Source organism: Bradyrhizobium sp. HKCCYLRH2060 (genome assembly GCF_051168135.1).
In the GTDB taxonomy this organism is placed as follows: Bacteria; Pseudomonadota; Alphaproteobacteria; order Rhizobiales; family Xanthobacteraceae; genus Bradyrhizobium.
Genome location: NZ_JBNPUK010000014.1, coordinates 186,300 through 212,278, shown reverse-complemented (window position 1 = coordinate 212,278; position 25,979 = coordinate 186,300). Strand labels below are relative to the sequence as shown.

The following is a 25,979-nucleotide window of genomic DNA, read 5'->3' as shown; positions in this document are numbered from 1 at the left end:
CTATAGGTCCCGGCTCAAGGCCGGGACGACACCGTTGGTGGGGCTAAGCCGCGCCCTTCTTCGGCCAATAGCGCTCGCGCAGATGCCGCTTGACCAGCTTGCCCGTCGGTGTGCGCGGCAGCTCCGGCTCGAAGTCGATCGAGCGCGGGCATTTGATCGGTGACAGATGCTGGCGGCAGAACAGCATCAATTGCTGCTCGAGCTCCTTGCCGGCGCGCGCCATGTCGTGTGGCTGCACCACCGCCTTGACCTCCTCGCCCATCTCCTCGTTCGGCACGCCGAACACGGCGACATCGGCGACGTCGGGATGCGTGATGAGGACGTCCTCGGTCTCCTGCGGGTAGATGTTCACGCCGCCGGAGATGATCATGTAGGACTTGCGGTCGGTCAGATAGAGGAAGCCATCGGCATCGAGATAGCCGACATCGCCGAGCGTCGACCAGCCCTTGTCGTTGTAGGCGCGCTTCGTCTTCTCCGGATCGTTGTGATAGGAGAACACCGGCGCGTCGGCGAAATACACCGTGCCGATCTCGCCGGTCGGCATCTCCTGATCATCTTCGCCGAGGATCTTGATCTTGCCGACCACGGCACGCCCGACGCTGCCGCGATGCTCCAGCCACTGCTTCGAGGTGCAGACGGTGGCGCCGTTGCCCTCGGAGCCCGCATAATACTCGATCAGGATCGGGCCCCACCACTCGATCATCCTGGCCTTGACGTCGACCGGGCAGGGCGCGGCGGCATGGATGGCGCCCTTGAGCGTGGAGACGTCATAGCTCTTGCGGACGTCCTCCGGCAGCTTCAGCATGCGCACGAACATCGTCGGCACCAGCTGCGACTGCGTGATCTTGTACTTCTCGACGAGCCTCAGGAACTCCTCGGCGTCGAAATGCTCCATGATGATGGAGGTGCCGCCGAGCACCGAGACCATCATGTTGAAGCGCAGGGGCGCTGCATGATAGAGCGGCGCCGGCGACAGGTAGATGCTCTCGGCGTTCATGCCGCACATGTCGGCGCAGAGCACGCGCAGGAACTGGTTGGGCTGGTCGATCGGATTGCCTTCGAAGTCCTTCTTGATGCCCTTCGGCCGTCCGGTCGTGCCCGACGAATACAGCATGTCGTAGCCGGCGACCTGGTCGGCAATCGACGTCCTCGGCTGGGCGCCGGCCTCCTTGTCCCAGGAGCGGAAGCCGGGCTCGGGCTCGTCGACCATGAAGAACAGCGGGCCGTCCTTGGCGGTGGCGAGATCGCGCACCTGCTCGGCGCATTTCGGCGAGGTGATGAAGACCTTGGCGCCGCAATCCCTGATGATGTAGGCGATCTCGTCCTTGGTGAGATAACGGCTGATCGCCGTGTAGTACAGGCCGGAGCGCTGCGCCGCCCAGGCGATCTCCATGAAGGCGAGCCGGTTCTCCATCAGGAAGGCGACGTGATCGCCGGCTTTCAGGCCGAGCGCGCGGAACAGCTGCGCGCCCTGGTTGGAGAGCTCGTCGAGCTCGCGATAGGTGATGGCCTTGCCGGTGCCAGCCATCTGATAGGCGATCTTGTCCGGATGGCTCTGGGCGTGAATGGAGGGGTGGGTCATGACGGGCACACCGCGAATAAAAGGAAAAGGTGTCGTCCCGGCCTTGAGCCGGGACCCATAACCACAGGGGCCTGTGGTGAGAGCGAGCTGTGGCTCCAGCTCGCCCGACATTCAATTCGGTGGCTATGGGTCCCGGCGTTCGCCGGGACGACACCGTTATTGGGGCGCGACTTACAGCCGCTCGACGATCGTCACATTCGCCATGCCGCCGCCTTCGCACATGGTCTGCAGGCCGTAGCGCTTGTTGCGCTGCTTCAGCGCATGCAGCAGCGTGGTCATCAGCTTGGTGCCGGAGCCGCCGAGCGGATGGCCGAGCGCGATCGCGCCGCCGTTGACGTTGAGCCGGCTGGGATCGGCGCCAGTGGTCTTCAGCCACGCGGTCGGCACGGAAGCGAATGCCTCATTGACCTCGTAGAGGTCGATGTCGTCGATCGACATGCCGGCCTTCTGCAGCGCGCGCTGCGTGGCCGGCAGCGGCGCCTCCAGCATGATCACGGGATCGCCGCCCATCATCGTCATGTGGTGGACGCGGGCAATTGGCTTGACGCCGAGCGACTTCAGGCCGCGCTCGTTGACGACCATCACGCCCGAGGCGCCGTCGCAGATCTGGCTCGCGGTCGCCGCGCTGAGCTTGCCGTTCTCGGCGATCAGCTTGACGCCCTTGATGCCGTCGAGGGTGACATCGAAGCGGATGCCTTCGTCGATGTGATGGGTGTCGGTCGAGCCGTCGGCCCTGACGATCTCGAGCGGGATGATCTCGTCCTTGAAGTGGCCTGCCTGCGTGGCGGCAATCGCGCGCTGATGGCTGTTATAGGCGTATTCGTCGAGCTCATCCTTGGAGAGACCGTACTTCTCCGCCATCATTTCCGCGCCGGTGAACTGGCTGAACTGGATGTTCGGATAGCGGCTCTCGATGCCAGGGCTCTTGTAGTGTCCGAAGCCGTTCTTCGCCGGAAGCGTGGAGGAGAGACCCATCGGCACCCGGGTCATCGACTCCACGCCGGCGGCGATCACGACATCCATCGCGCCCGACATCACGGCCTGCGCGGCGAAATGCAGCGCCTGCTGCGACGAGCCGCACTGCCGGTCGATCGAAGTGCCAGGCACGCTCTCCGGCAGCTTCGAGGCCATCACCGCATTGCGCGCGATGTTGTTCGACTGCTCGCCGGTCTGCATCACGCAGCCCATGATCACGTCCTCGACCTGGTCCGGCGCGGCGCCGGAGCGCTCGACCAGCGCGTCCAGCACCTTCGCAGCGAGGTCGGCCGGATGCCAGCCGGCCAAGCGGCCTCCCTTGCGGCCGCCGGCCGTGCGTGCCGCCGCGACGATGTAGGCTTCCGCCATGACGTATCCTCCCTAGACTTGGTGTTCGTGATTGGCCGCGATTTAAATGCCCGATCGAGCCTTAGTCAATCGATCAATTAACTCTTGAGATCAACTCCGGCTTCGGCTTATCTGCCCCGATCAAGCGCGAGACATGTCTTGGGACCCCAGCTTCAGAACAGCGTGCCGGAGAAACTTCCCGCGGGGCGGAATGCGACAGCAGAGAAGCTGCTGGACGCCGCCAGCGAGCTGATGATCGCGAGGTCCTCGATCGAGATCTCGCTCAGCGACATCGCGCAGAAGTCCGGGGCAAACGCTGCGCTGGTCAAATACCATTTCGGCAACAAGGACGGCCTGCTGCTGGCGCTGCTCGCCCGTGACGCCGCGACCGAGGTCGCAAATCTCGAATATCTGCTGGCGCAGCCGCTGCCGCCGACGGCCAAGCTGAAGCTGCACATCAGCGGCATCATCCGCGCCTATCACCGGTTTCCCTACATGAACCGGCTGATCCATTATCTGCTGCACGAGAGCAGCGCCGAAGCGGCCGACGAGGTGTCGAAGTTCTTCGTGGCCCCGCTGCTCGATTTCCATCACAGGCTGATCGAGCAGGGCGTCGCCGAGGGCGACTTCCGCGCCGTCGACCCGGTGCTGTTCTACACCAGCCTGATCGGCGCCTGCGATCATTTGTTCTTCGGCCGCCACGCCATGTCGCGCGCGATCGGCGTCGGCCCCGTCACCGATGACGTCTGCCGCCAGTACATCGCCCATATGGAGGCGCTGATCTGCGGCGGCATATTGAAACGCGCGAATGGCGAATAGGGAGTAGCGAATAGGGGGATGCCCTACCTTCCCTGTTCGCTACTCCCTACTCGCCATTCGCCAACAACAAACAAACGGAGGAAACGCACCATGCAACTCAACAACGTTGCCGTTCTGATCACCGGCGGTGGCTCGGGCCTCGGCGCCGCCACGGCGCGCGCCATGGCCGCCAAGGGCGCGAAGATCGCCGTACTCGACCAGAGCAAGGAAAACGCGGACAATGTGGCGGCCGAGCTCAACGGCGTCGCCATTCATGCCGACGTCACCGACGAGGAGCAGGTCAAGGCCGGTATCGCCAAGGCCGAAGCCGCCCACGGCGTCGCGCGCGTGCTGGTGAACTGCGCCGGCATCGGCGGCTCGCAGCGCATCGTCGGCAAGGACGGCGTCTATCCGCTCGCCAAGTTCGCGCGCATCATCAACGTCAACCTGATCGGCACCTTCAACGTGCTGCGGCTGTTTGCCGAGCGCCTCGTCACCGCCGAGCCGGTCGGCGAGGAGCGCGGCGTCGCCATCAACACTGCGAGCGTCGCGGCCTATGAAGGCCAGATCGGCCAGATCGCCTATTCGGCGTCGAAGGGTGGTGTCGTCGGCCTGACCCTGCCTGCCGCGCGCGATCTCGCCAGCCAGAAGATCCGCGTCAACACCATCGCGCCCGGCCTGTTCCTGACACCGTTGCTGATGGGCCTGAACGAAGAAGCGCGCAAGAGCCTGGGCGCCCAGGTGCCGCATCCGGCCCGGCTCGGCGACGCCTCCGAGTACGGCAACCTCGCCGTCCACATCGTCGAGAACCCGATGCTGAACGGCGAGACCATCCGCCTCGACGGCGCCATCCGCATGGCCCCGCGCTAGGCGGCATTCTCCGCTGTCGTCCCGGCCTTGAGCCGGGACCCATACTCCGCGGCGTCTGTGAGAGGCACTCTGGCAGACGCCGCGCTCTAACCAATCAGGCCGGTGGCTATGGATCCCGGCGTTCGCCGGGATGACACTGAGGCTGGAGCGCGCGCCATGTCCCAACCGCTGCTGATCGAACACGACAATGGTGTCGACCGGGTGACGCTCAATCGTCCGGAGAGCCTGAATGCGCTCGACCCGGCCTTGATCGACGCGCTTAATTCCTATTTCGAAAGCCTGCAGCGCAATCGCACCACGCGGGTCGTCGTGCTCAGGGGCGCCGGCAAGAATTTCTGCGCCGGGCTGGATCTGAAGGCCGCGATGCAGCGGCGCGGCGGCGCCAATGAGCCGCCAAGCGTGACTGAGTCTTTGGATTCGCAGCGGCGCATCGCCGACATCGTGATGCTGATGCGGCGCTGCCCGCAGCCGATCATTGCGCTGGTGCAGGGCGCGGCCGCCGGCGGCGGCTTCGCGCTGGCGCTCGCCGCCGATATCCGCATCGCCGCCCGCTCGGCGCGGATGAACTGTGCCTTCATCAAGCTCGGCCTGGGGGGCTGCGACATCGGCACCAGCTACTTCCTGCCGCGCCTCGTCGGCGTCTCCGTCGCATCGGAGCTGATTCTCACCGGCCGCTTCATCGGCGCCGAGCGCGCGCTCATGGTCGGCCTGGTGTCGGAGATCGTCGAGGACGATATGCTCGAGAACGCGGCCGCGCCGTTCGTCGACGCGATGATGACGGCCTCGCCGGTCGGACTTCGACTGTCGAAGGAATGCCTCAACATGAGCGTCGATGCGTCGTCGATCGAAGCCGTCATCGCGATGGAGGATCGCAACCAGGTGCTGTGCAGCCGCTCGGAGGATTTCAAGGAAGGCATTACAGCCTTCCTCGAGAAGCGAAAGCCGGTCTATACCAACCGCTAGATATCAAGATCCGCAAAGGACGATATTTCGGGAGACGCAAAATGGACGGGACGGCAGCGAAGGTGTTGGAGAAGCCGGCATTCCGCAAGGTAAACTGGCTGGCGCGCGACATCGACGTCGAGCGCCGCACTGACGGCACGATCATCATCAAGTCGCGCATTCCGTTGCAGGCCTATGAGCCGCATCTGGCGGCGCCGCTCGCCCGCTGGGCCAAGGAGGCGCCGACGCGGACCTGGCTCGCGCAACGCAGCGGGGCCGAGCGGCAATGGCGCAAACTGTCCTATGCCGAGGCCAAGCGCACGGTCGATGGGCTGACGCAGGGCCTGCTCAATTTGAGGCTGGACGGCCGGCCCGTCGCGATCCTCTCCGGCAATTCGATCGAGCATGCGCTGATGACGTTCGCGGCCATGCAGGCACGGTCGCCGGCGGCGCCAGTGTCTCCGGCCTACTCGTTGATGAGTCACGATCACCTCAAGCTGAAATACCTGTTCGGACTGGTGAAGCCGGGCGTGGTCATGGTGCAGGACGGCCCGACCTTCGAGAAGGCGCTGAAGGCGCTCGATCTCGACGGCGTCACCGTCGTTCATGTCGCGCGTCCGTGCGAGGGCGTTGCGAGCATCAGCTTCGCTGATCTTGCCGCCACGCCGGTCACAGGCGCGGTCGACGCGTCGATTGCGCAGATCACACCGGACACGGTCGGCAAGCTGCTGTTCACCTCCGGCTCGACCGGCATGCCCAAGGCGGTCATCAACACCCAGCGCATGATGTGCGCCAATGCGGCGATGATGATGCAGACGCGGCCGCGCGGGCCGGAGGCGCCGATCTCCACGGTGCTCGACTGGATGCCGTGGAATCACACCATGGGCGGCAATGCGCTGTTCAATCCGCTGCTGATCGAGGGCGGCACGCTCTACATCGACGACGGACGGCCGATGCCCGGCATGTTCGACGAAACCATCCGTAACCTGCGCGAGGTGTCGCCGACCTATTATGCCAACGTGCCCGCCGGCTATGCGGCGCTGGCGGCGGCGATGGAGAAGGACGACGCGCTGTGCCGCTCGTTCTTCAAGGATCTGGGCATCATGGCCTATGGCGGCGCGCGGCTGCCGGACGATCTCTATGAGCGGATGCAGGCGCTGGCGGTGAAGACCACCGGTGAGCGCATCGTGTTCTACACCGGCTGGGGCTCGACCGAGACCGCGCCGACCTCGACCGGCACCTATTGGAACACCGAGCGGGTCGGCCTGATCGGCCTGCCGTTCCCCGGCGTTGAGCTGAAGATGGTGCCGGTCGGCGACAAATACGAGCTGCGCCTGCGCGGCATCAACGTGATGCCCGGCTATTTCGGTCAGCCCGAGCTGACGAGGAAGGCGTTCGACGAGGAGGGCTTCTACTGCATCGGCGACGCCGGCGTATTCGTCGATCCCAACGATCCGGCGCAAGGCATCATCTTCGCCGGCCGCGTCGTCGAGGATTTCAAGCTCACGACCGGCACCTTCGTCCATGTCGGCTCGCTGCGCACCGATGCGATCGCAGCCGCAACACCGGCGATCCACGATGCACTGGTGACCGGGCAGGACCGCGAATATGTTGGTCTCCTTGCCTGGCCCAATCTGCACGCCTGCCGCCAGTTGGTCGGCGATCCCAACGCAACGTTCGAGGATGTGGTGAAGCATCCAGGGGTCATCGACTGCGTCCGCCGCGGCCTTCAGGCGCACAACAAGGACTGCGAAGGCGCGAGCAGCCGGCGCATCGGCCGCGCGATGCTGATGGTCGAGCCGCCGTCGATCGACGGGCACGAGCTGACCGACAAGGGCTACATCAACCAGCGCGCCGGCCTCGAGCGCCGCGCCGCGCTGGTCGAGCGGCTTTATGCGGCCAAGCCCGACAGCGACGTGATCGTGCTGTGATGCGGAATTTTAGAACCGTCATTCCGGGGCACTCGCGAAGCGAGTGAACCCGGAATCCAAAGATGAATCAGATCGAGATTCCGGGTTCGATGCTGCGCATCGCCCCGGAATGACGATCAGGAAGCAGGTGAGGCCATGAACTTCGATTTCTCCGACGACCAGAAGCAGTTGCGGGACCAGGCGCGGAAATTCCTCGCCGAGAAGTGCCCGCCCAAGGCGGTGCGCGTGGTGCTCGACGGCAAGGAGCCGTATGACCGCGCGTTGTGGAAAGGCTTTGCCGAGATGGGCTTCCTCGGCGTCGCCATTCCGGAGGAGTATGGCGGTGCGGGCGCCGGCCATCTCGAGCTTTGTGTGATCGCCGAGGAGGTCGGCCGCGCGCTGGCGCCGGTGCCGTTCTCATCGACCGTGTATCTTGCCGCGGAGGCGCTGATGCTGGCCGGCAGCGATGCGCAGAAGCAGGCCTGGCTGCCGAAGATCGCGAGCGGCGAGACGATCGGCACCTTGGCGCTGTTCGAGGGCACCGGCAATCCGTCGCCGAAGGCGATCAAGCTCGAGGCTGCCAACGGCGTGCTCAACGGCACCAAGAAGCCCGTCGCCGACGGCGCCATCGCCGATCTCGTCATCGTTGCCGCGCGTACCGGCTCGACCGGCCGCGACAGCGACATCTCGCTGTTCCTGGTCGACACCAAGGCGGGCGGCGTCGAAGCCAAGGCGCTGACCAATCTCGATCCGACGCGCGGCCAGGCCGAGCTCACCTTCAAGAACTGCAAGGCGGAGCCGCTCGGCGCCGCCGGCGAGGGCTGGAGCATCATCACCCAGGTGCTCGACCGCGCCGCGGTGCTGACGGCGTTCGAGCAGGTCGGCGGCTCCGACCGCGCGCTGGAGATGGGCCGCGACTACGCGCTCGATCGCATCGCCTTTGGCCGTCCGATCGGCTCGTTCCAGGCGGTCAAGCACATGCTGGCCGACATGTATGTGTCTGCGACCCTGGCGCGCTCGAATTCCTACTACGGCGCGTGGGCGCTCTCGACCAACGCCCCGGAGCTGCCTGAAGCCGCGGCCTCGGCGCGCATCAGCGCGACGCAGGCGTTCCAGCACTGCGCCAAGAACAACATCCAGGTCCATGGCGGCATGGGCTTCACCTGGGAGTTCGACTGCCACATGTACTACCGCCGCGCCAATGCGCTCGCGCTCGGCCTCGGCAGCCTGTCCTATTGGGAGGACCAGCTGATCGACCGCATGCGCAAGCGCAATGCGGCGTGACGCACGATGGGAATCCGTAGGGTGGGCAAAGCGACTTGTCCGACGAAGCCCAAAGGGCGAAGGCGGAAGCGTGCCCACCATCGGTGGCGCAGGATTGAATCGGTGGCCACGGCGCGTTGCGCCTTCGCCCACCCTACGAGATGAGAGGCTTGCCGATGAACTTCGATGACACTCCGCAGGAAGCCGCGTTTCGCAGCCAGGCGCGGGCCTGGATCGCTGCCAACGCGCCGAAGCAGTATGAAGACGAGCTGCGCGCGACCTCGCTCGGCCGCGTCGCGCTGAAGGACGCCAATATCCTCGAGGTTGCCAAGGCGTGGCAGAAAAAGAAGGCTGATGCCGGCTGGGCCTGCCTGCACTGGCCGAAGGACTATGGCGGACGCGGCGCCTCGCCGATCGAGCGCGTGATCTGGCAGCAGGAGGAGGGGCCCTACGGCAAGCTCTCCGGCCTGTTCATCATCGGCCACGGCATGTGCGGGCCGACCATGATGGCCTACGCCTCGGAAGATCATAAACGGCGGTATCTGCCGCCGCTCGCCTCCGGCGAAAAGGTCTGGTGCCAGCTGTTCTCCGAGCCGGCCGGCGGCTCCGACGTCGCCGGCCTGCGTACCCGCGCCGAAAAGCGCGGCGACGATTGGGTGATCAACGGCCAGAAGATCTGGACCTCGGGGGCGCATTATTCCGACTACGGCATCCTGCTGACGCGCACCGATCCGACCGTGCCGAAGCACAAGGGCCTGACGATGTTCTTCCTGGACATGAAGAGCCCTGGTGTCGAGGTCCGGCCGATCAAGCAGGCGAGCGGGCACTCGGATTTCAACGAGGTCTATTTCACCGACGTCGTGATTCCGGACTCGCAGCGGCTCGGCGCCGTCGATGACGGCTGGAACGTCGCGCTCACCACCTTGATGAACGAGCGCATGTCGATCGGCGCCGGCGTCGCCACCGGCTTCCCGGAGCTGTTCGACTTCTGCTCCAACCTGATGCTGGACGATCGTCCCGCGATCGAGGACCGCAACGTGCGCTCCAAGCTCGCGAACTGGGCGGTGAAGGCGAGCGGGCTGAAATACACCAGCATGCGCGCCATCTCGGCGCTGTCGAAGGGCGAGCGGCCGGGACCTGAGAACTCGATCGGCAAGCTGGTCGCCGGACCGATGATCCAGGATGTCGCAGCCTACGCGCTCGACCTGCAGGGTGCGGCCGGCGTGCTCAGCGGTCCCGAGGCCGAGCTTGCGGGCAAATTCCAGGCGATGCTGCTGCGCGCGCCCGGCACCCGTGTCGAAGGCGGCACCGACGAGATCATGCGCAACATCATCGCCGAGCGCGTGCTCGGCCTGCCCGGCGACATCCGTGTCGACAAGGACGTGCCGTTCAACCAGGTGCCGACCAAGGGACGTGCCTAGCAAGCGGAGTCGTAGGGCGGGTTAGCGCAGCGTAACCCGCCCTTGGCTCGTGCAATGCTGATCAAAGCGGCGGGTTACGCCTTCGGCCAACCCGCCCTCCGCATACGCAGCGAGGTTAGATCATGAACTTCGACGATACCCCTGAAGAAGCCGCCTTTCGCGACACCGCGCGCGCCTGGATCGCGGCCAACGCGCCGAAGGAGCTGGAGGGCGAACTCGCGAGTTCCTCGCTCGGGCGCATCAGGCTCAAGCACGCCGATATCGTCGAGGTCGGCAAGGCCTGGCAGAAGAAGAAGTCCGATGCCGGCTGGGCCTGCCTGCACTGGCCGAAAGCGTATGGCGGCCGCGGTGCGACGCCGATCGAGCGCGTGATCTGGCAGCAGGAGGAGGGCGTCTATGGCAAGCTGACGCAGCCGTTCCAGATCGGCGAGGGCATGTGCGGCCCGACCGTGATGGCCTATGGCAGCGAGGAGCATAAGCGGCGCTATCTGCCCAAGCTCGCCTCGGGCGAGGAGATCTGGTGCCAGCTGTTCTCCGAGCCCGCCGGCGGCTCGGATGTCGCGGGCCTGCGCACCCGCGCCGAGAAGCGCGGCGACGACTGGGTCATCAACGGCCAGAAGATCTGGACATCGGGTGCGCATTACTCGGACTACGGCCTGCTGATCACGCGCACTGATCCCACCGTGCCGAAGCACAAGGGTCTCACCATGTTCTTCCTGGACATGAAGAGCCCGGGCGTCGAGGTCCGTCCGATCAAGCAGGCCAACGGAATGCAGGAGTTCAACGAGGTCTATTTCACCGACGTGGTGATCCCGGACAGCCAGCGGCTCGGCGCCGTCGGCGACGGCTGGAACGTGTCGCTCACGACCTTGATGAACGAGCGCATGTCGATCGGCGCGCGGCTGGCGACCGGCTTCCCCGAAATGTTCGAGTTCTGCGCGAACCTGATGACCGACAACGGGCTCGCCATCGACGATCGCGCCACGCGCTCGAAACTGGCGTCGTGGGCGGTCAAGGCGAGCGGGCTGAAATACACGAGCTATCGCGCCATCTCGGCGCTGTCCAAGGGCGAGCGGCCGGGACCTGAGAATTCCATCGGCAAGCTGGTCGCCGGCGTCATGCTGCAGGATATCGCGACCTACGCGATGGATCTCGAAGGCGGCGCCGGCGTGCTGACCGGCGCGGACGAGGCGGTGACGCAGGGCCAGTTTCAGCAGATGCTGCTGACCTCGCCCTCGATGCGCATCGCCGGCGGCACCGACGAGATCCTGCGCAACATCATCGCCGAGCGCGTGCTCGGCCTGCCCGGTGACATCCGGGTCGACAAGGACGTGCCGTTCAACAAGGTGCCGACCAAGGGACGTAGCTAACCCTCATGCTGAGGAGCTGCGCAGCAGCGTCTTGAAGGATGAGGCCGATATCCGGGCCTCATGGTTCGAGACGGCGCTGCGCGCCTCATCATGAAGGGACGTTTCTCCGTTGTAGTGAGAACCATAAATGAAAGCTGACGCCGCAGCCGCACAGGCCACTCCCATCACCGTTCTCGAAGAGCTGATGGCCGCGCGCTTCTCCTGTCGCAGGTTCCTGCCCGAGCCCGTGCCGCGCGCCACCATCGAGCGCATCCTGGAGGCGGCGCAGAAAACCGCGTCCTGGTGCAACAGCCAGCCGTGGCGTGTCGAGATCACCTCCGGTGTGGCGACCGAGGCGTTCCGGAAGGTGATGTATGCGGCGGCCTCCAGCGGCAAGGCGGCGTCAGGCGACTTTCCTTTCCCGCGCGAATACACCGGTGTCTATCTCGAACGGCGGCGCGAGAGCGGTTTCCAGCTCTACAACGCGCTCGACATCCCGCGCGGCGACAAGGCGGGCTATGCCCGGCAGGCGCTGGAGAACTACAATTTCTTCGGCGCGCCGCATGTGGCGATCATCCACAGCGACGAGGCGCTCGGCACCTATGGCGCGATCGATTGCGGCGGCTACGTCACGAGCTTCATGCTGGCGGCGCAGGCGCTCGGCATCGCCACCGTGCCGCAGGCGGCGCTCGCGTTTCATTCCGACGTGGTGCGGCAGCACTTCGGGCTCGGCGCCGACCGCAAGGTGGTCTGCGGCATCTCGTTCGGCCATCCCGATCTCGGTGACAAGGCCAACTCCTACCGCACCCGCCGCGCCACGGTCGCGGAGACCGTCCGCTTTCACGACAAATAACTTCCCGTCCGTGGGGTCGCGCGCGCCTATTGTTTGCCGGTGGAGTTCCGTTATCCGGGACTCCGGAGGAGGACGAGACGACCCGCGAGTCCATTTTTGTAAACCGAGTTTGCTGAACAAGGAGCAACTCGGGCGGCGGCGCCATGATTTTGCCGAGGTGTCGTCCGAGTTCGGCAAGCGCGTTTCGGCAACGATGCGCGCGCTCTCCTGTCCGACCTTCACATCGAAAGCCGCCCTGAAATCAACAGTTTGTGTCTGTGATGCGCCAACCGAGACGCGTTGCTACGGGGACCAGACGTGTTGCGAGAGTCGGTGCAGGAGCGCTAATGGCTGCTGTTTGTCGAATTGGGCGCGCACTTTTCCTTCAGCTCGTGGGCTTCAAGCAATGATATTGACAAAATTCTCTCTAACATTTTGAGTTGCATCGCCCGAGCGTCAACGATGCAAAATTGCAGACGCTCGATGATCTTCTCGATTGAAGGTTCAGTCACGGCTCGAAACCTGAAGTGTCAGCGATGGATTCCATGAACACGCCGTCCAACCTTTATGCCCTCGAGGTGGATGAGGCGACGCTCCTTGGTCACCGCCTCTTGAAGGCCTTCCATAAGCTCAGGCTGAAGCGGCACCGGGAACAGCTCATTGCGCTGGCTGAGCGGCTGGTGGAAGATGAAGAAAGATATCCGGCAGGGCCTGGCGGCTGACGTCTTCGAGCCCCCGCCACGTGAGGGTTGGCCGCGTCAGGCCGATCTGCTTGCAGAGTGACTTCCAAGTCGTTTCATCGCAGTCGACGAGTACGGCCATCACCGACATCCCGTCCATCATGTGAGGTACGCCGAGCGGCCGCGCCTTCCAGCCGCACTTCTCGAACCGCGGCAGCCACCAGGTTTCGAGCACGATCGAAAAGCCGGTCAGCCCGATCGAGATGCCGTATTCCATGATTGCAGTGAGCAGCAGCATGTCGACCCGCGGGCCGGCGTGCTCGCCGCGGCGCTCCGGGATCACGAAGATGCGCGACAGTTCGTAGACGTCGGGGCGCTGGATCGGGCCGCGCAGATTCAGATACGGGAAGATGTCGCTCATCAGCGTCGGCAGCAGCGTCGGCACCGCGCGCATCGAGCCGATCAACTGGCCCTTGTCGATGCAGAACAGATAGACCGAATCCTCGGTGTCGAACTGATCGATCTCGCGCCCGTCCGGACGATCGAGCGCCATCCACTTGCGCTGCTTGACGTAGATCTCGTGGCGCAGACGGTAATACGAATCGAAATATTTCTCGTACAGAGCGCGATTATCTTTTCGAACGACATGAATCTCAGGCATCGAAACCCCCGGTCGTCTGAATCAAATTGGGGTTTGCAGATTGCCGATGCGCTCGAATTGATCCAGTGGGAGAAACGACAGATCAGATCGAGATCTCGCCGTTGACAAGAGCGGTCGCAACCGTCGCCGTCTTGTTCTTGGTTGCTAGCTTGCGCTGTGCTTCTTCCAGATGCCACCGGACGTTGCGTTCGGAGACGCCGAGGATGCGCGCCGTCTCCCACGCGGTCTTGCCGCGCGCCGCCCAGCCCAGCACCTCGGCCTCGATCCGCGACAGGCGTCGGCCCTGGTTGCTCGCGGCCGAGCGCGCCAGCGCGCGCAGCCGGCTGTGGGTGAAGATGCTGATCAGGTGCAGCGCGCCCCGCGCGTCCGGAGCGAGATTCGGATTTTCGCCTGCAAGGCTGACGGCGCCCACGGCATCGTCGTAGTGGATGGGGACGCAGAAGCCTTCGTTCAATCGGAAGTCCTTCGCGCGCATCATCACCTCATGCGCGCCGGGCTCGTCCTCGCGGTCATAGGGAGCCTCCGACCACGCGAATGGATTCAATGTCGAGATGCAGTGCCGCGGAATAGGATCGCAGCGGTGAAACTGCTCGCGCGCATATATGTCGAACCATTCCCGCGGCCAGCCGTTGGCGAGAATGGTTTGCTGCAGCGATTGGCCCGAGGTCGGCACGCCGGCCATGATGTAGGCGTGAAAGCCCAGGTCGCTGATCATCTTCTCGAACTGGGAGAGCACGCTCGCGCTGGTCTTCGACGCTTCGATCGCATCGACGTACTCCAGAGCTCGTCGTCCCCAATACGCGTCCATCACTTGCATGTGAAAGTCTCCGCCCGTGGTTCAAGCTAGCCACGGACAAAAAGCTGTCAACCGCAAATTGGGGCTTTACGTCGATAGTTCGTTGAGCGTGTGTCAGAACACCGGCTGGATACAGCAATTTGCATGCAAAATTTTATCAGTTCGGAGCATGGCTGCGCTCAGAATTTCGGCCTTCTCTTCTCTGCAAACGATTTCATACCTTCGCGGATCTCGGCTCCGCTCATGCTGTCCCGATGCCTGCGGCGAGCCGCCGCATCGTCGAGGGCTCCGCGTGCGAACTCGTTGATGGCCCGCTTCATGCCGCGCATGGCCTGCGGGGCGTTGCCGGCCAGAATGGCCGCCAGCCGGTCGACCTCCGCGTCGAGCGCATCGGCCGTCGCCACGCCGGTGAGATAGCCGATGTGCAGCATCTCGGCCGCGTCGATCTTCTCCGCCGTCAGGAACAGACGCTTGGCATTGTCGATACCAAGGCGGGACACGTAGCGCTTGATGCCATTCGGGTAGTAGTGCAGCCCGAGCCGCGCCGCCGGCATGAACATCTCGCTCGTATCGACCCCGATCCGGAAATCGCAGGCCAGCGCCAGATCGGTCGAGCCGCCATAGACCCCGCCGTTGAGCCGGCAGATCGTCGGCAAAGCGAGGTCCTCCAGCCGGTCGACGACCTCCTCGAATGCCGGGCTGGAAGCCTCGGCCTTATCCGCCGGCGTTGCGCCGATGGCGCCAAGGTCGAAGCCGGCGCTGAATGCCCGCCCGGTGCCGGTCAAGACCAGCACGCGCAAGGCGGCGTTGGCCTCGACCCGGTCGAACAGCGCCAGCAGCTCGCCGAGATCCTCCGGCTGGAGCCGGTTGAGATGGTGCGGACGATTGAGCCGAATGGTGGCGCGTGCGCCGTCGATGGTCAGGAGTGGCATGCTCGGCGCGTCATCGGCCTGGGTGGTCGGTCTGGTCGTCATGTCCTGTTCTCCATGGTTCGGCGCCTGGCCTCGGCAGCGATGCTCTGCGCCAGATCGGGGTGGCGTGCCATCAGCACGCGGAAATCGACGAGGTCGAGGACCAGCAGCTTCGACAGCCCTGTCGTGCTGATGTCGGCTGAGCGCAGGTTGTTCCCGAGCAAGGCCATCTCGCCGAAGAACGCGCCCTCGCCGAGCCGGACCTTCTTGTTGGGAAGGTCGACCTCGACCTCGCCGGAGGCGATGAAATACATGCAGTCGCCCGGCTCGCCCTTCCGGATCACGGTGGCACGCGGCGGCAGGTCGATGGTGCGCAGCATCTGCGTGACGTCGGCGATGGTGGAGGGCCCGAGGCTGGCGAAGAACGGTACCTTGCTGACCGATTCCCAGGTCTTGAGAAAGTTGTCGCGCCGGGTTTCCGCGGCGAAGCCGGTCGCCAGGATGCCGGTCCATAGGCCGAACACGCCGAGGCCGGAGATCATCACCGTGGCGGCGACCACCCGCCCGAGCGGCGTGACCGGCACCACGTCGCCATAGCCCGTGGTGGTGAGGGTCACGACCGCCCACCACAGCGCGGACGGGATGGTGCCGAAGGTGGCCGGCTGCTCGTCATGTTCGAGCGCGTATTCGGCGACCGATCCGACAAACAGCACCACCAGGAACAGCACCAGCACCGACAGCAGCGGGCGCGCTTCCAACACCAGCACCCGGCGGAGCCGGCGCAGGCCGGGCACGCCGGGGATCACCTTGAGCACCCAGATGACCGCCAGCAGCCACGCGGTGCGTGCCTCCATGCCCGAGACCAGCGCGGTCGGCACGGCGAGAGCGGAGATCGTGTCCAGCAGTCCCCGGCCCGACATGAGGTAGGCGGCGACGCGATGCGCCCGCGCCGCCTGCTGAACCCGAACCGCCCATTCGACGACGAAAAAGACAAGGCATCCGCACAGCAGGGCGATGATCCAGCGCCGTCCGGCCTCGTAGGCCGGGTCCATCGTCAACAGCACCATGGCGCTCATGCCGAGCGCCACGGCCGCAAAGGCCGCCTTGGTCATGTTGCGTCCGGCCAGCGCGGTGACGAATGCCGCCAGGGCAGGGTGCTGCGGTTTGGTCATTGCTGGCGGGCGTCGGTCGCTGATCTCAGAGCCGCAGGAGATCGCGGCGGCGGCAAGGTGCCCCGATCGGGGGAATCCCGTCAACGATGCGGGCCGGTCGGTTGCGCGGGTGCCTCCGGCAGGTCCAAGCCGTCCTACTTCGAGCGGGAATTTTTGAGTGTCGGCTCAAATACCGGTTCAAACGTCGTCTGTTCGCCGTATATCAGAGGTCGGCATGGACACGCTAAATTAGGCAAAAGGAGGCCGGAACCGAGCGTCCGCCCTCCTGCGTCCCAAGAGTCTGGTTGATCCCAATGGATACCTCACACCTGGTCGAACATGCGGGCGCCGCCGGCAGCCTCTTCGCCTCGATCTTCGTGGTCGCCACGCTGTCGATGCGGACCATGATTCCGCTGCGGGTTTTCGCCATCCTCACCAACATCGTCCTGATCGCGACCGCGGTGCCGATGCACAACTATCCGGTCCTGATCCTGCACGGGGTGCTGCTGCCGCTCAACAGTTACCGGCTCCACCAGATGCTGCAACTGGTCCGCGACGTGAAGCAGTCGGTCAACAGCGACCTCTCCATGGAATGGCTGAAGCCGTTCATGACCGAGCGCAAATGCGGTCCCGGCGAGGTGCTGTTCTACAAGGACGAGAAGGCCGACAGCATGTACTACATCGTCAGCGGCCGCTTCCGCCTGGTCGAATCCGGCATCGAGCTGCCGGTGGGCGCGATCGTCGGCGAGTTCGGCATGATTTCCCCGTCCAATACGCGCACGCAGACCTTGGAATGCGTCGAGGGCGGGCTGATCCTGTCGGTGTCCTACGACCAGGTCGAGCAGCTCTACGTCCAGAACCCCGCCTTCGCCTTCTACTTCCTGCGCCTCGCCAGCGCCCGGCTGTTCCAGAACATCGAAACGCTCGAGCGGCGGCTGGCGCAACAGACCACCGCGCCGGCGCCCGTCGCCAAGCCGGCGTGATCCGGGGAGCCTGAAGCCCAGTGGAAAGCGTCCGGTCCTCGCTGCGATATCTGTTCGCCGACGTCATCGGCGACGACGATGGCGAGCCGCCTTTTCTGCCTCAGGGCCTGCCTGACGCCGCCGTGCCGACGGTGAGCGATGGCATCCATCTGCTGATGGAGTATCAGGGCGCGAGCTATGCGCAGCTCTACGTCGATCGCATCAAGCGATTCGTGCGCAGATCGAACGTCGATGCCGGCATGCTGTCTCAGATCGCGCAGCTGCTGGCCGCCCGCATGGCCTACGAGGATCCGATCCGGATCGCCCAGCTCAGATTGATCAGGCTCGACATGGGGCAGCGCCCGGGGGGACGCGAGAGCGATGACGTGCGGCGGTTTCGCCTCGACGAACTGATCGGTGCGCTGCCGCAGGCCGTGGCGGAATCGTTGCTGGCAGCCTTCGAGCAGGTCGGCTGGCTGGGCCGGCGCCGGGTCAAGGTCCGCTTCTCGGTTCGATCGCCGCTCGCCATTCGCCGTCTCAAGCTGATGGCCGGCCTGCGGCGCTGGCGGCTGCAGTCGGTGCGCTATGGCGAGGAGCGCGCCTGGGCCGAACGGTGGCTGCACATGATCGCGCGCGCGCTGGACAAGCAGCCTGCGGCGGCGTCCGCCGTGATCGGCACGGCGACCATGATCCAGGGACAGGGCGACGGCTACCGGCAGGGTCTCGCCGATTGGCATGCCATCATCGATGGCCTGGCCAAGCCCACCTTCGATGGCGTGCTGCCGATCTCGGATCTCGCCTCCGCCATCGCCGAGGCGCGCGCCGTTGCGCTGGCAGAGCCGGGACAGGGCGCGCTGAAGCGGGCCATCGCGCAGATCCGGGCGAGGGCGCTGTCAGCACCGAAGACCGACGCCGCGGAATGAAACACCGCGACTGCGGCCGGTTCGCAGATGCACGGTGGCGGGTAACCTTACCCCCGCGGAATTGCCGGGAAGGGTAGCAGGGCGTGATTTGAGGTTCCCTTTCGCGTGCAATTCGCTACCGGAGATGTCATAAGCGTCGCATACGCGTCGAATTGGCCGGGTATTCTCATCAGATTGCGCTGAACGCCTCCAGTTCCCCGTGCGTCCAAGGGTTGGTTCCCAGGGTTGGTTCCAAGGGTTAGTCGTAGCGAGAGCGTCAGCTTTGTCTTTTCCTTCTTTGTCGTCGCAGGTTCCGGTTGGTGCGCTGGTCGGCTGGATGCTGCTGCTGACCTTCAAGCACATCATTGGCGACTTCGTTCTGCAGAACGCCTGGATGGCCTATGGCAAGGACCAACGGAAGGGCTGGGCGCTGCCGCTGTTGGTGCACTGCCTGATCCATCTCGCCGTCGCCATGGTTCTGATCCTGATCGTCGCGCCGAGATTCTGGTTCGTCGCCGTGATCGACTTCGCCATTCACATCACCATCGATCGCATCAAGGGCATCTGCTCGTCGCGGTTCGGCATGAACACCGAGCACCGATGGTTCTGGACCCTGATCGGCGTCGATCAGGCGCTGCATCACCTCACCGGATTCGGGCTCTCGATCTTCATGGCCGCGAACGGCTGAGTCCGGTCGCGGTGCGTCGCGGCGAAGCTGCGCCGACGGCGGCAGCCCCGTGTCAAGCCGGGGGTGGGACGACCGTTCGGTTTGGTTAACCGGACGTTAGCGATTCGCGCCGCATCGTCGCGCCATGGCAATCAAACAGATGCTTCAAAGTCGCGATGCGTTCGACAGCGATTCGTGCCCGGTCGGCGACGAGCTTCTCGGCGAGCTCTACCGTGCCGACGCCAACGGGCTGCCCGCGCTGGTCGAGAGCGTCTCCGCCGATGTGAGGGCCATGCTGGCGCTGTTCTGTTACAGGCGCACGCATCTTCACCCGCTGGCGCTTGCGATTGCATCCACCTGCAGCGAGCAGGACCTGTCGCAGTTCGGCGGCCGGGTCGGATCGGCGCTGTATGCGCAGTCCCGCGGCGGTCGGGCGGGTCCGGCCAGCGCGACCTCGAGCCGCAAGCCGATCTCGCTGTCGACCAAGCCGCTCTCGGTGATGAAGCCGTTCGAGGACGATCTCGACGACAGCCCCGAGCCGGTCACGGCCTGACTCCCCGTCTTCCTAGCCTTTGGCTCAGGCGAGCACCGGCAGCCCGAACTTGCGCCGGGCCATCGCGCATTCGGCGTCACCCGGCATGCAAATGCGGCACACCTCGGGGCGGATCGCGTAGATCCGGCACGCGACGGCGCGCGCGATCTCGCCATCGAGCCCACAGCAGCGGTCGCCGTCGCAGCGCATGCCCGACAGCCGCTCGTTGACCAGCTCGGCCGGGATCAGGTCGAGGGCTTCATCCTCCTCGATCGTGAAGCGCGGCCAGTTCGACGAATAGGCGCAGCACGCGCCGCAGCTCTGACAGGGGCTGCTGTCAGTCTCGCCAGACACCTGTTCAGACATCCTTGGGAACCTCCCACACCAGGCTGCGCCGCCATTTGGCGCGCAGCGCTTCGCGCCTTTCAGGATATTTGTCGTCGAGATAATCCGCCTCGACGACACGGTCGGTCCTGAAGCTGCGGAAGTCGCGACGCAGCTCGCACCAGGCGGCGAGGATGCGCACCGCGTCATGATAGCCGATCGCGATCGGCCAGATCACGCGCTCGCTGTCGCGGCCCTGCTCGTCGCGATAGCGTAAGCGGATCTTGCGTCCCTCGTGGATCTGCGAACGCGTGCGTGACATGTCGATGCGGTCCGGCTCGCGCATCCACGGCCGCGGCGCGCGGCTCGCCGGCTCCAGTACGAATGGCCTTAAGCGCTCCGGCACGGTGTCGGCGATCTTGGCCATCAGGTCTTCCGCCGCGCGCGCCAGCACCGGGTCGGCGTTGACCGCGACCCATTGCGCGCCAAGCACCGCCGCCTCGATCTCGTCCGGCGTCAGCATCAAGGGCGGCAGATCGAAACCCTTCTCCAGGATGTAGCCCATGCCGGCCTCGCCGCGGATCGGCACGCGCTGCCCGATCAGGGTGGCGATGTCGCGATAGATCGTGCGCTTCGAGGTCTCGAGCTCGGCCGCGATCGCATCCGCCGTCAATGGGCGGCGCGTGCGTCTCAGCACCTGGATGATCTGGAACAGCCGGTCGGCGCGTCTCATGGTGTGTCCTGCGAGCGGCGAGCACCCCCGCCGATGCTGACAGGATGCTGGCAGCAGCCTGTCCTTATACCGGGCCAACAACGAGATTGAAGGGGTGATGTCGATGATGATGTTTTATGGCCTGGGCCTGGCCACCACGCTACTGCCGCTGCTGACACCATGGTGGCAGCAGCACGTCCGTAGCGTCCGGCGTCTGCTCAGGAAGTCGGGAGTGCTGTCATGATCACATTGTTCGGTTTGGGCGCGGGCTTCGGCCTGCCGGAGATCAGCCCCTTCGTCACCAAGACGGAGGTGCAATTGAAGATGGCGGGCCTCGCTTTTCGGAAGCAGCGGGCGATGCCGCCGGCGTCGCCGAAGGGGCAACTGCCCTTCATCGACGACGGCGGCGAGCTGATTGCCGATTCGACCTTCATCCGTGCCCACATCGAGCGCAAATACGGCTTCGACTTCGATTCCGGACTCGACGTGCGCGCGCGGGCGCAGGCCTGGGGGTTCGAGCGCATGATCGAGCATCATCTGTATTTCGCGCTGGTCGGGGCACGCTGGGTCGATCCGGTCAACTTCGCCAAGGGGCCGGCGCATTTCTTCGACGGCGTGCCGGCCGACAAGCGCGAGAAGCTGCGCGAGGACGCGCAGTTTCGTGTCGCCGAGAACTATCTGATCTCCGGGCTCGGCCGGCACGCGCCGGACGAGGACGTCGATCTCGCCGCGCGCTCGCTACGCGCGCTGTCGGTGCAGCTCGGCGACCGGCCTTATCTGATGGGTGATCGTCCATGCGGCACCGACGCGACCGCGTTCGCCGTCATCGCCGGCATTCTCACGCCGTTCTTCGAATCCGAGCTCCGCCGCAGGACCGAAAGCTTCGGCAATCTCGTCGCCTATGCCGAGCGCATGATGGCGCAGTACTATCCCGAGTTCGATTGGGGCAGGGCGGCCGAGGCCGCCTGAGTTCTTAAGCCCCACCCACGTCATTCCGGGGGCAAGGCCGCAGGCCTTGAACCCGGAATCTCGAGATTGTTTTGCGCTCTACTCATGTCGAGATTCCGGGTTCAATCGCCCGTGCACTACCGCGCACGAACGATTGCCCCGGAATGACGACCAAGCACAGGTCCACAGTGCTGAAGGCAGAGGACTTCGTCAGAGGGCCTCGCCCTTCAACCGCGTCACCTCCGCCTCCAGCTCCGCGATGCGCGCATCGCGCACGGCCAGCGCTTCCGCGACGTCGGCCGAGTCGAACTTCTGCGGGATGTGCTGCGGGCAGTTGGTGTCCCAGGCGCTGATCGTGAACAGCATGACCTGCTCGGGCCGCGCCTTGTAGCCTCTCGGAATCAGCGAGGCCGTCAGCGCGGCATCATCCTCGACCACCCGCGCCGTCCCCCAGATCTTCACCCGGCGGCGATGCGCGTAGTCCATGACGAAGATGTAGGCGTGCGGGTTCTCCGACAGATTGCCCTGGGTGATGTACTGCCGGTTGCCGCTGAAGTCGGCGAACGCCAGCGTGTGGCTGTCGAGCACCTTGAGAAAGCCCTTCGGTCCGCCGCGATGCTGGATATAGGGCTGGCCGTCGGCCGAGGCGGTCGCGAGATAGAAGCTCGTGGCCTCGGCGAGGCGGCCGGCGAGATCGTCGTCGACCTCGTGGCGAAAGCCGCGGCTCTGCTCCACATGCGCGTAGCTCTCGCGCGACCCCTTGCGGGCCTGGATCGCCTTGACGGCGGGTGAGAACATGACGTCGCCGGGGGCCTGGATGGTTGGCTGGGTCATCGCAATGACTCCTTGTCGCTGCGGCCGTGACTGCCGCCGTGAAGGCAATATGGTCCCAATCCCCCAGGGAAATAATCTGACCAGTTGACATTGGATCGTTGCAGATGTTGCAATAATCCCATGGACCGCATCGATGCCATGCAGGCGTTCGTCACCGTCGCCGAGCTGAACGGCTTCGCACCGGCGGCGCGCCGGCTCAAGCTGTCACCATCGGCGGTCACCCGTTTGGTCGCCGCGCTCGAAGCGCATCTTGGCGTCCGCCTGCTGCAGCGGACGACGCGCTCGGTGACGCTGACCGATTCCGGACGACGCTATCTGGAACGCGCTGGCCGCATCCTGGCCGATCTGGCGGAGGCGGAGCGCGCCGCGGAGAGCGAGCGCCTGCAGCCGGTGGGGCGGCTGGTGGTCTCGGCGCCGGTCGGCTTCGGCCGGCTCCATGTCGGTCCGGTCATGGCCGCGTATCTGAGCCGCTATGCCGAGGTCGCGGCCGAGCTGCGCCTCGAGGACCGCCAGATCAATCTGGTGGAGGACGGCGTCGACTGCGCCGTTCGGATCGGCCATCTCGGCGATTCGTCGCTCGTGGCCCGCCAGGTCGGCAGCATGCGCCGGATCGTGGTCGGGGCTCCCGCCTACTTCAAAGGCCAAGGCGAGCCGCGGACACCCGATGCGCTGGCGAAGCACCAGACCATCCAGTTCGGCCCGGCCGACGAATGGCGCTTCGTCAAGGAGGGCCGGGAACTGCGGATTGCGGTCAGCCCGCGGCTCGTCACCAACAATGCCGACGCCGCGATCCAGTATGCCGAGGCGGCCGGCGGCGTGACACGGGTGATGGCCTATCAGGCCGCCGACGCGCTGCGTGGCGGCCGCCTCAAGCGGGTGCTGGCGAAATACGAGCCGCCGCCACTTCCCATCCACATCGTGTTCCCGAACTCCCGGCTCCTATCAGCCAAGGTCCGCGCCTTCATCGACCTGATCGCCACGACCTGCGACTGGCGCTTCGGCTGACGACGTCACTCCTTCTTCGGCACCACGCGAAACGTCGCGTTCGCCCGCGCGATCACGGCGTCGTCGGCCAGCACCAGGCTCTGCACGAAGCAGACGGTGCGTCCGCTCTTGATGACGTCGCTCTCGACGCTGAGCCACTGCCCGATCCCGGCGCTGCCGATGTAGTCGACTGCGAGGTTGATCGTCACCAACGACGCCTCCCAGCCCAGCGTCTGGGCGCAGCTATAGCCCATCGCATTGTCGGCCAGCGATGCGATCAGGCCGCCATGGATCAGCCCGCGCGAATTGGTGTGCGGCACGGCGAGCCGCAGGCCGAGGATGACGGCCTTGTCGGTTCTCCTGGCGTAGAGCGGCTCCCAGGGATCGGTGAACGGGCTCTTGCGGAAATGCGGCTCGAAGCCGGCGGGAATGCTGCTCACACGTGTCTCGATCATTGCTGGCGATGTCCGCAGTCAACGACGTCTCCGCGCGTTTTGCACCGCCTACAAAGTTTCAAACGTGTTTTGCGCCGATGTTTGAAACGGTGCGCGCCGACGCCGGCGGAGATGGCGCAGGGCCGCTCGACCCCTCCTGGCAATTTCGCGGTGTGCCGACGCAGCCGTGCAATTTCGGGTGCACTCAAGATGCTTAACGTGTTAATGAATTGGTCGCGCGGCTGCAACTTTCGTCTGCCAGGCTTGCGCTGGCTGGCGCGATAGGGGCAGGCTCGCGCGTGCCGCGACGGCGGGTCTGCCGTCACGCTTGCAATGATGGTTATATGCTATAACAATGAAGCAAAGGGCCCTCGAAGGCCCATGATGGAAGGAGAGGATCCCGATGAGGAAGACGCTTCTGGCGTTGGCGCTGGCTGCCGGTGTGACCACCCCCGTGCTCGCGCAGGACAAGACGTTCGAGCTGAAGATCTCGCACTGGGTGCCCGCCAGCCATCCGCTGCAGAAGGCGCTGGAGGATTGGGCCGCATCGGTCGAAAAGGCCTCGGGCGGCACCATCAAGGGCAAGGTGTTCCCGGCGCAGCAGCTCGGCAAGGCCTTCGACCATTACGACATGGCGCGCGACGGCATCGCCGATGTCACCTATGTGAATCCCGGCTATCAGCCCGGCCGTTTCCCGATCATCGGCGCCGGCGAGCTGCCGTTCCTAGTCTCCGACGCCAAGGGCGGCTCGGAAGGTCTGGACGCGTGGTACCGCAAATATGCCGAGAAGGAGATGAAGGACGTCAAGTATTGCCTCGCCTTCGTCCACACGCCCTCGGCTTTCCACACCCGCACCAAGAAGGTCGTCGTGCCCGAGGACGTCAAGGGCATGAAGATCCGCCCGGCGGATGCGACGATCGCCAATTTCGTCACCCTGCTCGGCGGCACCAATGTGCAGTCGTCGGCGCCGGAAGTGCGCGACATCATCGAGCGCGGTGTCGCTGACGGCGTCACCTTTCCGGCGGGCTCGCTGGTGCTGTTCGGAGTCGACAAGGTCACGAAGTACCACATGGACGCGCCGTTCTACGTGACGACCTTCGTGTTCGTCATGAACAAGGACAAGTACAACCAGATGTCGGCGATGCAGAAGAAGGCGATCGACGACAATTGCAACACGGAGACCGCCGGCAAGGTCGGCGAGCCCTGGGGCAAGTTCGAGGACGCCGGCGTGGACAAGATCAAGGCCGAGTCCGGCCAGGAGGTCTACAAGCTGACGCCGGAGCAGACCGCTTTGTGGAAGAAGGCCTCCGAGCCGCTGTTCAAGACCTGGGCCGACGGCGTCAAGAAGACCGGCGTCGACGCCGAGGCCGCCATGACCGAGCTGAAGGCCTCGCTCGCCAAGTACAACGCGCTGGCGCAGTAGCGCTCTTTACATCGCGCTGTTGCGCAGCAGACGGTGCGCTCCCTCTCCCCGTTCTGACGGAGAGAGGGTCGGGGTGAGGGGCAGCCGCACGGGTGGTGCGAGCCGTTAGACCTGTACCCCCTCACCCCAACCCTCTCCCCGCCTTAGCGAAGCTTCGCTTCGCCCTGGCGGGGCGAGGGGGCCCACCGCCTGCTGCGCGGCAGCGCGCGCTCCAATCTTCAAGCCTACGACCAGATTTCAAACGGGGACGCCATGCAGCGCGCCTACATGGACCGGATCATCGATGCGATCGAATGGATCGCGGCGTTCTTCGTCGGCATCGTCGCGCTCGACATCTTCCTGTCGGTGCTGCTCCGCAACACGCTGAACTATTCGATCCCCGATTCCTTCGACATCGGGCGCATGCTGCTCGGCATTCTGATCTTCTGGGGCATCGCTGCGACATCCTATCGCGGCACCCACATCACCGTGGATCTGATCTGGGGCAATGTCGGCCCGCGCTATCAGCGCTGGATCGACATCTTCGCAACGCTGGTGCTGCTGTTCGTCGTCACGGTGCAGACCTGGACCCTGTTCGACAAGGTGCGCGGCACCTATGAGGACAACGTCCTCACCTTCGATCTGCACATGCCGACCTGGCCGTTCTTCGCCATCGCCTGGATCGGCGACGTTTCGGCGGTGCTCCTGATCGCCATCCGGACCTATCGCCTGATCTTCCACCCCGAGGAGATTCATGACCCTCACGTCAAGCCCACGGAGTAGTGCCGC

26 protein-coding genes are annotated in these 25,979 nt (G+C 65.0%); 16 read left to right on the top strand and 10 right to left on the bottom strand.

The window, feature by feature from the left end:
* Positions 1–43 precede the first annotated feature (43 nt).
* Together ACQR10_RS25510 and ACQR10_RS25505 are read right to left on the bottom strand one after the other, a co-directional pair.
* A complete protein-coding gene (locus ACQR10_RS25510; protein ID WP_434912107.1) occupies positions 44–1,582 on the bottom strand; it encodes an acyl-CoA synthetase in 1,539 nt (512 codons plus the stop codon).
* A gap of 171 nt (positions 1,583–1,753) precedes the next feature.
* Positions 1,754–2,926 carry an acetyl-CoA C-acetyltransferase gene (locus tag ACQR10_RS25505; RefSeq protein ID WP_315805196.1) on the bottom strand — a complete coding sequence of 391 codons (1,173 nt, stop codon included), beginning with the start codon at positions 2,924–2,926 and terminating at the stop codon, positions 1,754–1,756.
* A 138-nt stretch (positions 2,927–3,064) separates the two neighbouring features.
* Between ACQR10_RS25505 and ACQR10_RS25500 the strand changes: the two genes are divergently transcribed.
* The 8 genes from ACQR10_RS25500 to ACQR10_RS25465 all read left to right on the top strand — a co-directional run bounded on the left by ACQR10_RS25500 (position 3,065) and on the right by ACQR10_RS25465 (position 12,311).
* Positions 3,065–3,724, top strand: coding sequence for a TetR family transcriptional regulator (locus ACQR10_RS25500; protein WP_315805195.1), 660 nt, complete (start codon positions 3,065–3,067; stop codon positions 3,722–3,724).
* Positions 3,725–3,814: 90 nt separating this feature from the next.
* The gene (locus ACQR10_RS25495) at positions 3,815–4,573 is read left to right on the top strand and encodes an SDR family NAD(P)-dependent oxidoreductase (protein ID WP_434912106.1); all 759 of its coding nucleotides are present in this window, start codon (positions 3,815–3,817) and stop codon (positions 4,571–4,573) included.
* 156 nt (positions 4,574–4,729) lie between these two features.
* Positions 4,730–5,536 (top strand): enoyl-CoA hydratase/isomerase family protein, encoded by an 807-nt coding sequence (locus ACQR10_RS25490; protein WP_316216417.1) that lies wholly within the window; start codon positions 4,730–4,732, stop codon positions 5,534–5,536.
* Positions 5,537–5,577: 41 nt separating this feature from the next.
* Positions 5,578–7,446, top strand: coding sequence for an AMP-binding protein (locus ACQR10_RS25485; protein WP_434912105.1), 1,869 nt, complete (start codon positions 5,578–5,580; stop codon positions 7,444–7,446).
* 135 nt (positions 7,447–7,581) lie between these two features.
* Complete coding sequence (locus ACQR10_RS25480) at positions 7,582–8,709, top strand: acyl-CoA dehydrogenase family protein (protein WP_316216419.1); 1,128 nt, start codon at positions 7,582–7,584, stop codon at positions 8,707–8,709.
* Between the two features lie 155 nt (positions 8,710–8,864).
* On the top strand, positions 8,865–10,109 hold the full coding sequence (locus tag ACQR10_RS25475) for an acyl-CoA dehydrogenase (RefSeq protein ID WP_316216420.1): 1,245 nt from the start codon (positions 8,865–8,867) through the stop codon (positions 10,107–10,109).
* 122 nt (positions 10,110–10,231) lie between these two features.
* On the top strand, positions 10,232–11,479 hold the full coding sequence (locus ACQR10_RS25470) for an acyl-CoA dehydrogenase (RefSeq protein WP_316216421.1): 1,248 nt from the start codon (positions 10,232–10,234) through the stop codon (positions 11,477–11,479).
* A gap of 184 nt (positions 11,480–11,663) precedes the next feature.
* Entirely contained in the window at positions 11,664–12,311 is a 648-nt protein-coding gene (locus ACQR10_RS25465) for a nitroreductase (protein WP_315805269.1), read from the top strand.
* 636 nt (positions 12,312–12,947) lie between these two features.
* Here ACQR10_RS25465 and ACQR10_RS25460 read toward each other — a convergent pair.
* From ACQR10_RS25460 to ACQR10_RS25445, 4 genes are all read right to left on the bottom strand, one after another.
* Entirely contained in the window at positions 12,948–13,631 is a 684-nt protein-coding gene (locus tag ACQR10_RS25460; RefSeq protein ID WP_316216422.1) for an acyl-homoserine-lactone synthase, read from the bottom strand.
* Positions 13,632–13,713: 82 nt separating this feature from the next.
* Positions 13,714–14,448: a helix-turn-helix transcriptional regulator gene (locus tag ACQR10_RS25455; RefSeq protein WP_316216423.1), complete on the bottom strand. Its 735-nt coding sequence runs from the start codon at positions 14,446–14,448 to the stop codon at positions 13,714–13,716.
* Positions 14,449–14,606: 158 nt separating this feature from the next.
* Entirely contained in the window at positions 14,607–15,401 is a 795-nt protein-coding gene (locus ACQR10_RS25450) for an enoyl-CoA hydratase/isomerase family protein (protein ID WP_316216424.1), read from the bottom strand.
* Complete coding sequence (locus ACQR10_RS25445; protein WP_316216425.1) at positions 15,398–16,510, bottom strand: ion transporter; 1,113 nt, start codon at positions 16,508–16,510, stop codon at positions 15,398–15,400. Before ACQR10_RS25445 ends, ACQR10_RS25450 begins: the two co-directional genes overlap by 4 nt.
* Positions 16,511–16,803: 293 nt before the next feature.
* Here ACQR10_RS25445 and ACQR10_RS25440 point away from each other — a divergent pair, with 293 nt between their 5' ends.
* From ACQR10_RS25440 to ACQR10_RS25425, 4 genes are all read left to right on the top strand, one after another.
* Entirely contained in the window at positions 16,804–17,472 is a 669-nt protein-coding gene (locus tag ACQR10_RS25440) for a Crp/Fnr family transcriptional regulator (protein ID WP_315713745.1), read from the top strand.
* A gap of 20 nt (positions 17,473–17,492) precedes the next feature.
* A complete protein-coding gene (locus ACQR10_RS25435; protein WP_434912104.1) occupies positions 17,493–18,374 on the top strand; it encodes a DUF6537 domain-containing protein in 882 nt (293 codons plus the stop codon).
* A 316-nt stretch (positions 18,375–18,690) separates the two neighbouring features.
* Complete coding sequence (locus ACQR10_RS25430; protein WP_315805268.1) at positions 18,691–19,041, top strand: DUF3307 domain-containing protein; 351 nt, start codon at positions 18,691–18,693, stop codon at positions 19,039–19,041.
* Positions 19,042–19,180: 139 nt separating this feature from the next.
* Positions 19,181–19,573, top strand: coding sequence for a hypothetical protein (locus ACQR10_RS25425; protein ID WP_315805267.1), 393 nt, complete (start codon positions 19,181–19,183; stop codon positions 19,571–19,573).
* Between the two features lie 24 nt (positions 19,574–19,597).
* Here the strand turns inward: ACQR10_RS25425 and ACQR10_RS25420 are convergent, their stop codons facing one another.
* Both ACQR10_RS25420 and ACQR10_RS25415 read right to left on the bottom strand, forming a co-directional pair.
* On the bottom strand, positions 19,598–19,918 hold the full coding sequence (locus ACQR10_RS25420; protein WP_316216426.1) for a YkgJ family cysteine cluster protein: 321 nt from the start codon (positions 19,916–19,918) through the stop codon (positions 19,598–19,600).
* The gene (locus tag ACQR10_RS25415) at positions 19,911–20,609 is read right to left on the bottom strand and encodes a helix-turn-helix transcriptional regulator (RefSeq protein WP_315713748.1); all 699 of its coding nucleotides are present in this window, start codon (positions 20,607–20,609) and stop codon (positions 19,911–19,913) included. Before ACQR10_RS25415 ends, ACQR10_RS25420 begins: the two co-directional genes overlap by 8 nt.
* A gap of 219 nt (positions 20,610–20,828) precedes the next feature.
* Here ACQR10_RS25415 and ACQR10_RS25410 point away from each other — a divergent pair, with 219 nt between their 5' ends.
* Positions 20,829–21,557, top strand: coding sequence for a glutathione S-transferase family protein (locus ACQR10_RS25410; RefSeq protein ID WP_316216427.1), 729 nt, complete (start codon positions 20,829–20,831; stop codon positions 21,555–21,557).
* 189 nt (positions 21,558–21,746) lie between these two features.
* Here the strand turns inward: ACQR10_RS25410 and ACQR10_RS25405 are convergent, their stop codons facing one another.
* On the bottom strand, positions 21,747–22,370 hold the full coding sequence (locus ACQR10_RS25405) for a pyridoxamine 5'-phosphate oxidase family protein (RefSeq protein ID WP_316216428.1): 624 nt from the start codon (positions 22,368–22,370) through the stop codon (positions 21,747–21,749).
* A gap of 120 nt (positions 22,371–22,490) precedes the next feature.
* Here ACQR10_RS25405 and ACQR10_RS25400 point away from each other — a divergent pair, with 120 nt between their 5' ends.
* The gene (locus tag ACQR10_RS25400; protein ID WP_316216429.1) at positions 22,491–23,375 is read left to right on the top strand and encodes a LysR family transcriptional regulator; all 885 of its coding nucleotides are present in this window, start codon (positions 22,491–22,493) and stop codon (positions 23,373–23,375) included.
* 5 nt (positions 23,376–23,380) lie between these two features.
* On the opposite strand, the gene ACQR10_RS25395 is transcribed toward ACQR10_RS25400, so the two are convergent.
* Positions 23,381–23,794 carry a PaaI family thioesterase gene (locus ACQR10_RS25395; RefSeq protein ID WP_315805179.1) on the bottom strand — a complete coding sequence of 138 codons (414 nt, stop codon included), beginning with the start codon at positions 23,792–23,794 and terminating at the stop codon, positions 23,381–23,383.
* Between the two features lie 397 nt (positions 23,795–24,191).
* Between ACQR10_RS25395 and ACQR10_RS25390 the strand changes: the two genes are divergently transcribed.
* Positions 24,192–25,211: a TRAP transporter substrate-binding protein gene (locus ACQR10_RS25390; protein WP_316216430.1), complete on the top strand. Its 1,020-nt coding sequence runs from the start codon at positions 24,192–24,194 to the stop codon at positions 25,209–25,211.
* A 252-nt stretch (positions 25,212–25,463) separates the two neighbouring features.
* The gene (locus ACQR10_RS25385) at positions 25,464–25,973 is read left to right on the top strand and encodes a TRAP transporter small permease (RefSeq protein WP_315805177.1); all 510 of its coding nucleotides are present in this window, start codon (positions 25,464–25,466) and stop codon (positions 25,971–25,973) included.
* Positions 25,974–25,979: the final 6 nt, after the last annotated feature.

What these genes read in the sequence shown, in the direction of transcription:
- ACQR10_RS25510 (WP_434912107.1), bottom strand. Translation starts at nt 1,582, where the DNA reads ATGACCCACCCCTCCATTCACGCCCAGAGCCATCCGGACAAGATCGCC.
- ACQR10_RS25505 (WP_315805196.1), bottom strand. Translation starts at nt 2,926, where the DNA reads ATGGCGGAAGCCTACATCGTCGCGGCGGCACGCACGGCCGGCGGCCGC.
- ACQR10_RS25495 (WP_434912106.1), top strand. Translation starts at nt 3,815, where the DNA reads ATGCAACTCAACAACGTTGCCGTTCTGATCACCGGCGGTGGCTCGGGC.
- ACQR10_RS25490 (WP_316216417.1), top strand. Translation starts at nt 4,730, where the DNA reads ATGTCCCAACCGCTGCTGATCGAACACGACAATGGTGTCGACCGGGTG.
- ACQR10_RS25485 (WP_434912105.1), top strand. Translation starts at nt 5,578, where the DNA reads ATGGACGGGACGGCAGCGAAGGTGTTGGAGAAGCCGGCATTCCGCAAG.
- ACQR10_RS25480 (WP_316216419.1), top strand. Translation starts at nt 7,582, where the DNA reads ATGAACTTCGATTTCTCCGACGACCAGAAGCAGTTGCGGGACCAGGCG.
- ACQR10_RS25475 (WP_316216420.1), top strand. Translation starts at nt 8,865, where the DNA reads ATGAACTTCGATGACACTCCGCAGGAAGCCGCGTTTCGCAGCCAGGCG.
- ACQR10_RS25470 (WP_316216421.1), top strand. Translation starts at nt 10,232, where the DNA reads ATGAACTTCGACGATACCCCTGAAGAAGCCGCCTTTCGCGACACCGCG.
- ACQR10_RS25465 (WP_315805269.1), top strand. Translation starts at nt 11,664, where the DNA reads ATGGCCGCGCGCTTCTCCTGTCGCAGGTTCCTGCCCGAGCCCGTGCCG.
- ACQR10_RS25460 (WP_316216422.1), bottom strand. Translation starts at nt 13,631, where the DNA reads ATGCCTGAGATTCATGTCGTTCGAAAAGATAATCGCGCTCTGTACGAG.
- ACQR10_RS25455 (WP_316216423.1), bottom strand. Translation starts at nt 14,448, where the DNA reads ATGCAAGTGATGGACGCGTATTGGGGACGACGAGCTCTGGAGTACGTC.
- ACQR10_RS25450 (WP_316216424.1), bottom strand. Translation starts at nt 15,401, where the DNA reads ATGACGACCAGACCGACCACCCAGGCCGATGACGCGCCGAGCATGCCA.
- ACQR10_RS25445 (WP_316216425.1), bottom strand. Translation starts at nt 16,510, where the DNA reads ATGACCAAACCGCAGCACCCTGCCCTGGCGGCATTCGTCACCGCGCTG.
- ACQR10_RS25440 (WP_315713745.1), top strand. Translation starts at nt 16,804, where the DNA reads ATGGATACCTCACACCTGGTCGAACATGCGGGCGCCGCCGGCAGCCTC.
- ACQR10_RS25430 (WP_315805268.1), top strand. Translation starts at nt 18,691, where the DNA reads ATGCTGCTGCTGACCTTCAAGCACATCATTGGCGACTTCGTTCTGCAG.
- ACQR10_RS25425 (WP_315805267.1), top strand. Translation starts at nt 19,181, where the DNA reads ATGCTTCAAAGTCGCGATGCGTTCGACAGCGATTCGTGCCCGGTCGGC.
- ACQR10_RS25420 (WP_316216426.1), bottom strand. Translation starts at nt 19,918, where the DNA reads ATGTCTGAACAGGTGTCTGGCGAGACTGACAGCAGCCCCTGTCAGAGC.
- ACQR10_RS25415 (WP_315713748.1), bottom strand. Translation starts at nt 20,609, where the DNA reads ATGAGACGCGCCGACCGGCTGTTCCAGATCATCCAGGTGCTGAGACGC.
- ACQR10_RS25410 (WP_316216427.1), top strand. Translation starts at nt 20,829, where the DNA reads ATGATCACATTGTTCGGTTTGGGCGCGGGCTTCGGCCTGCCGGAGATC.
- ACQR10_RS25405 (WP_316216428.1), bottom strand. Translation starts at nt 22,370, where the DNA reads ATGACCCAGCCAACCATCCAGGCCCCCGGCGACGTCATGTTCTCACCC.
- ACQR10_RS25400 (WP_316216429.1), top strand. Translation starts at nt 22,491, where the DNA reads ATGGACCGCATCGATGCCATGCAGGCGTTCGTCACCGTCGCCGAGCTG.
- ACQR10_RS25390 (WP_316216430.1), top strand. Translation starts at nt 24,192, where the DNA reads ATGAGGAAGACGCTTCTGGCGTTGGCGCTGGCTGCCGGTGTGACCACC.
- ACQR10_RS25385 (WP_315805177.1), top strand. Translation starts at nt 25,464, where the DNA reads ATGCAGCGCGCCTACATGGACCGGATCATCGATGCGATCGAATGGATC.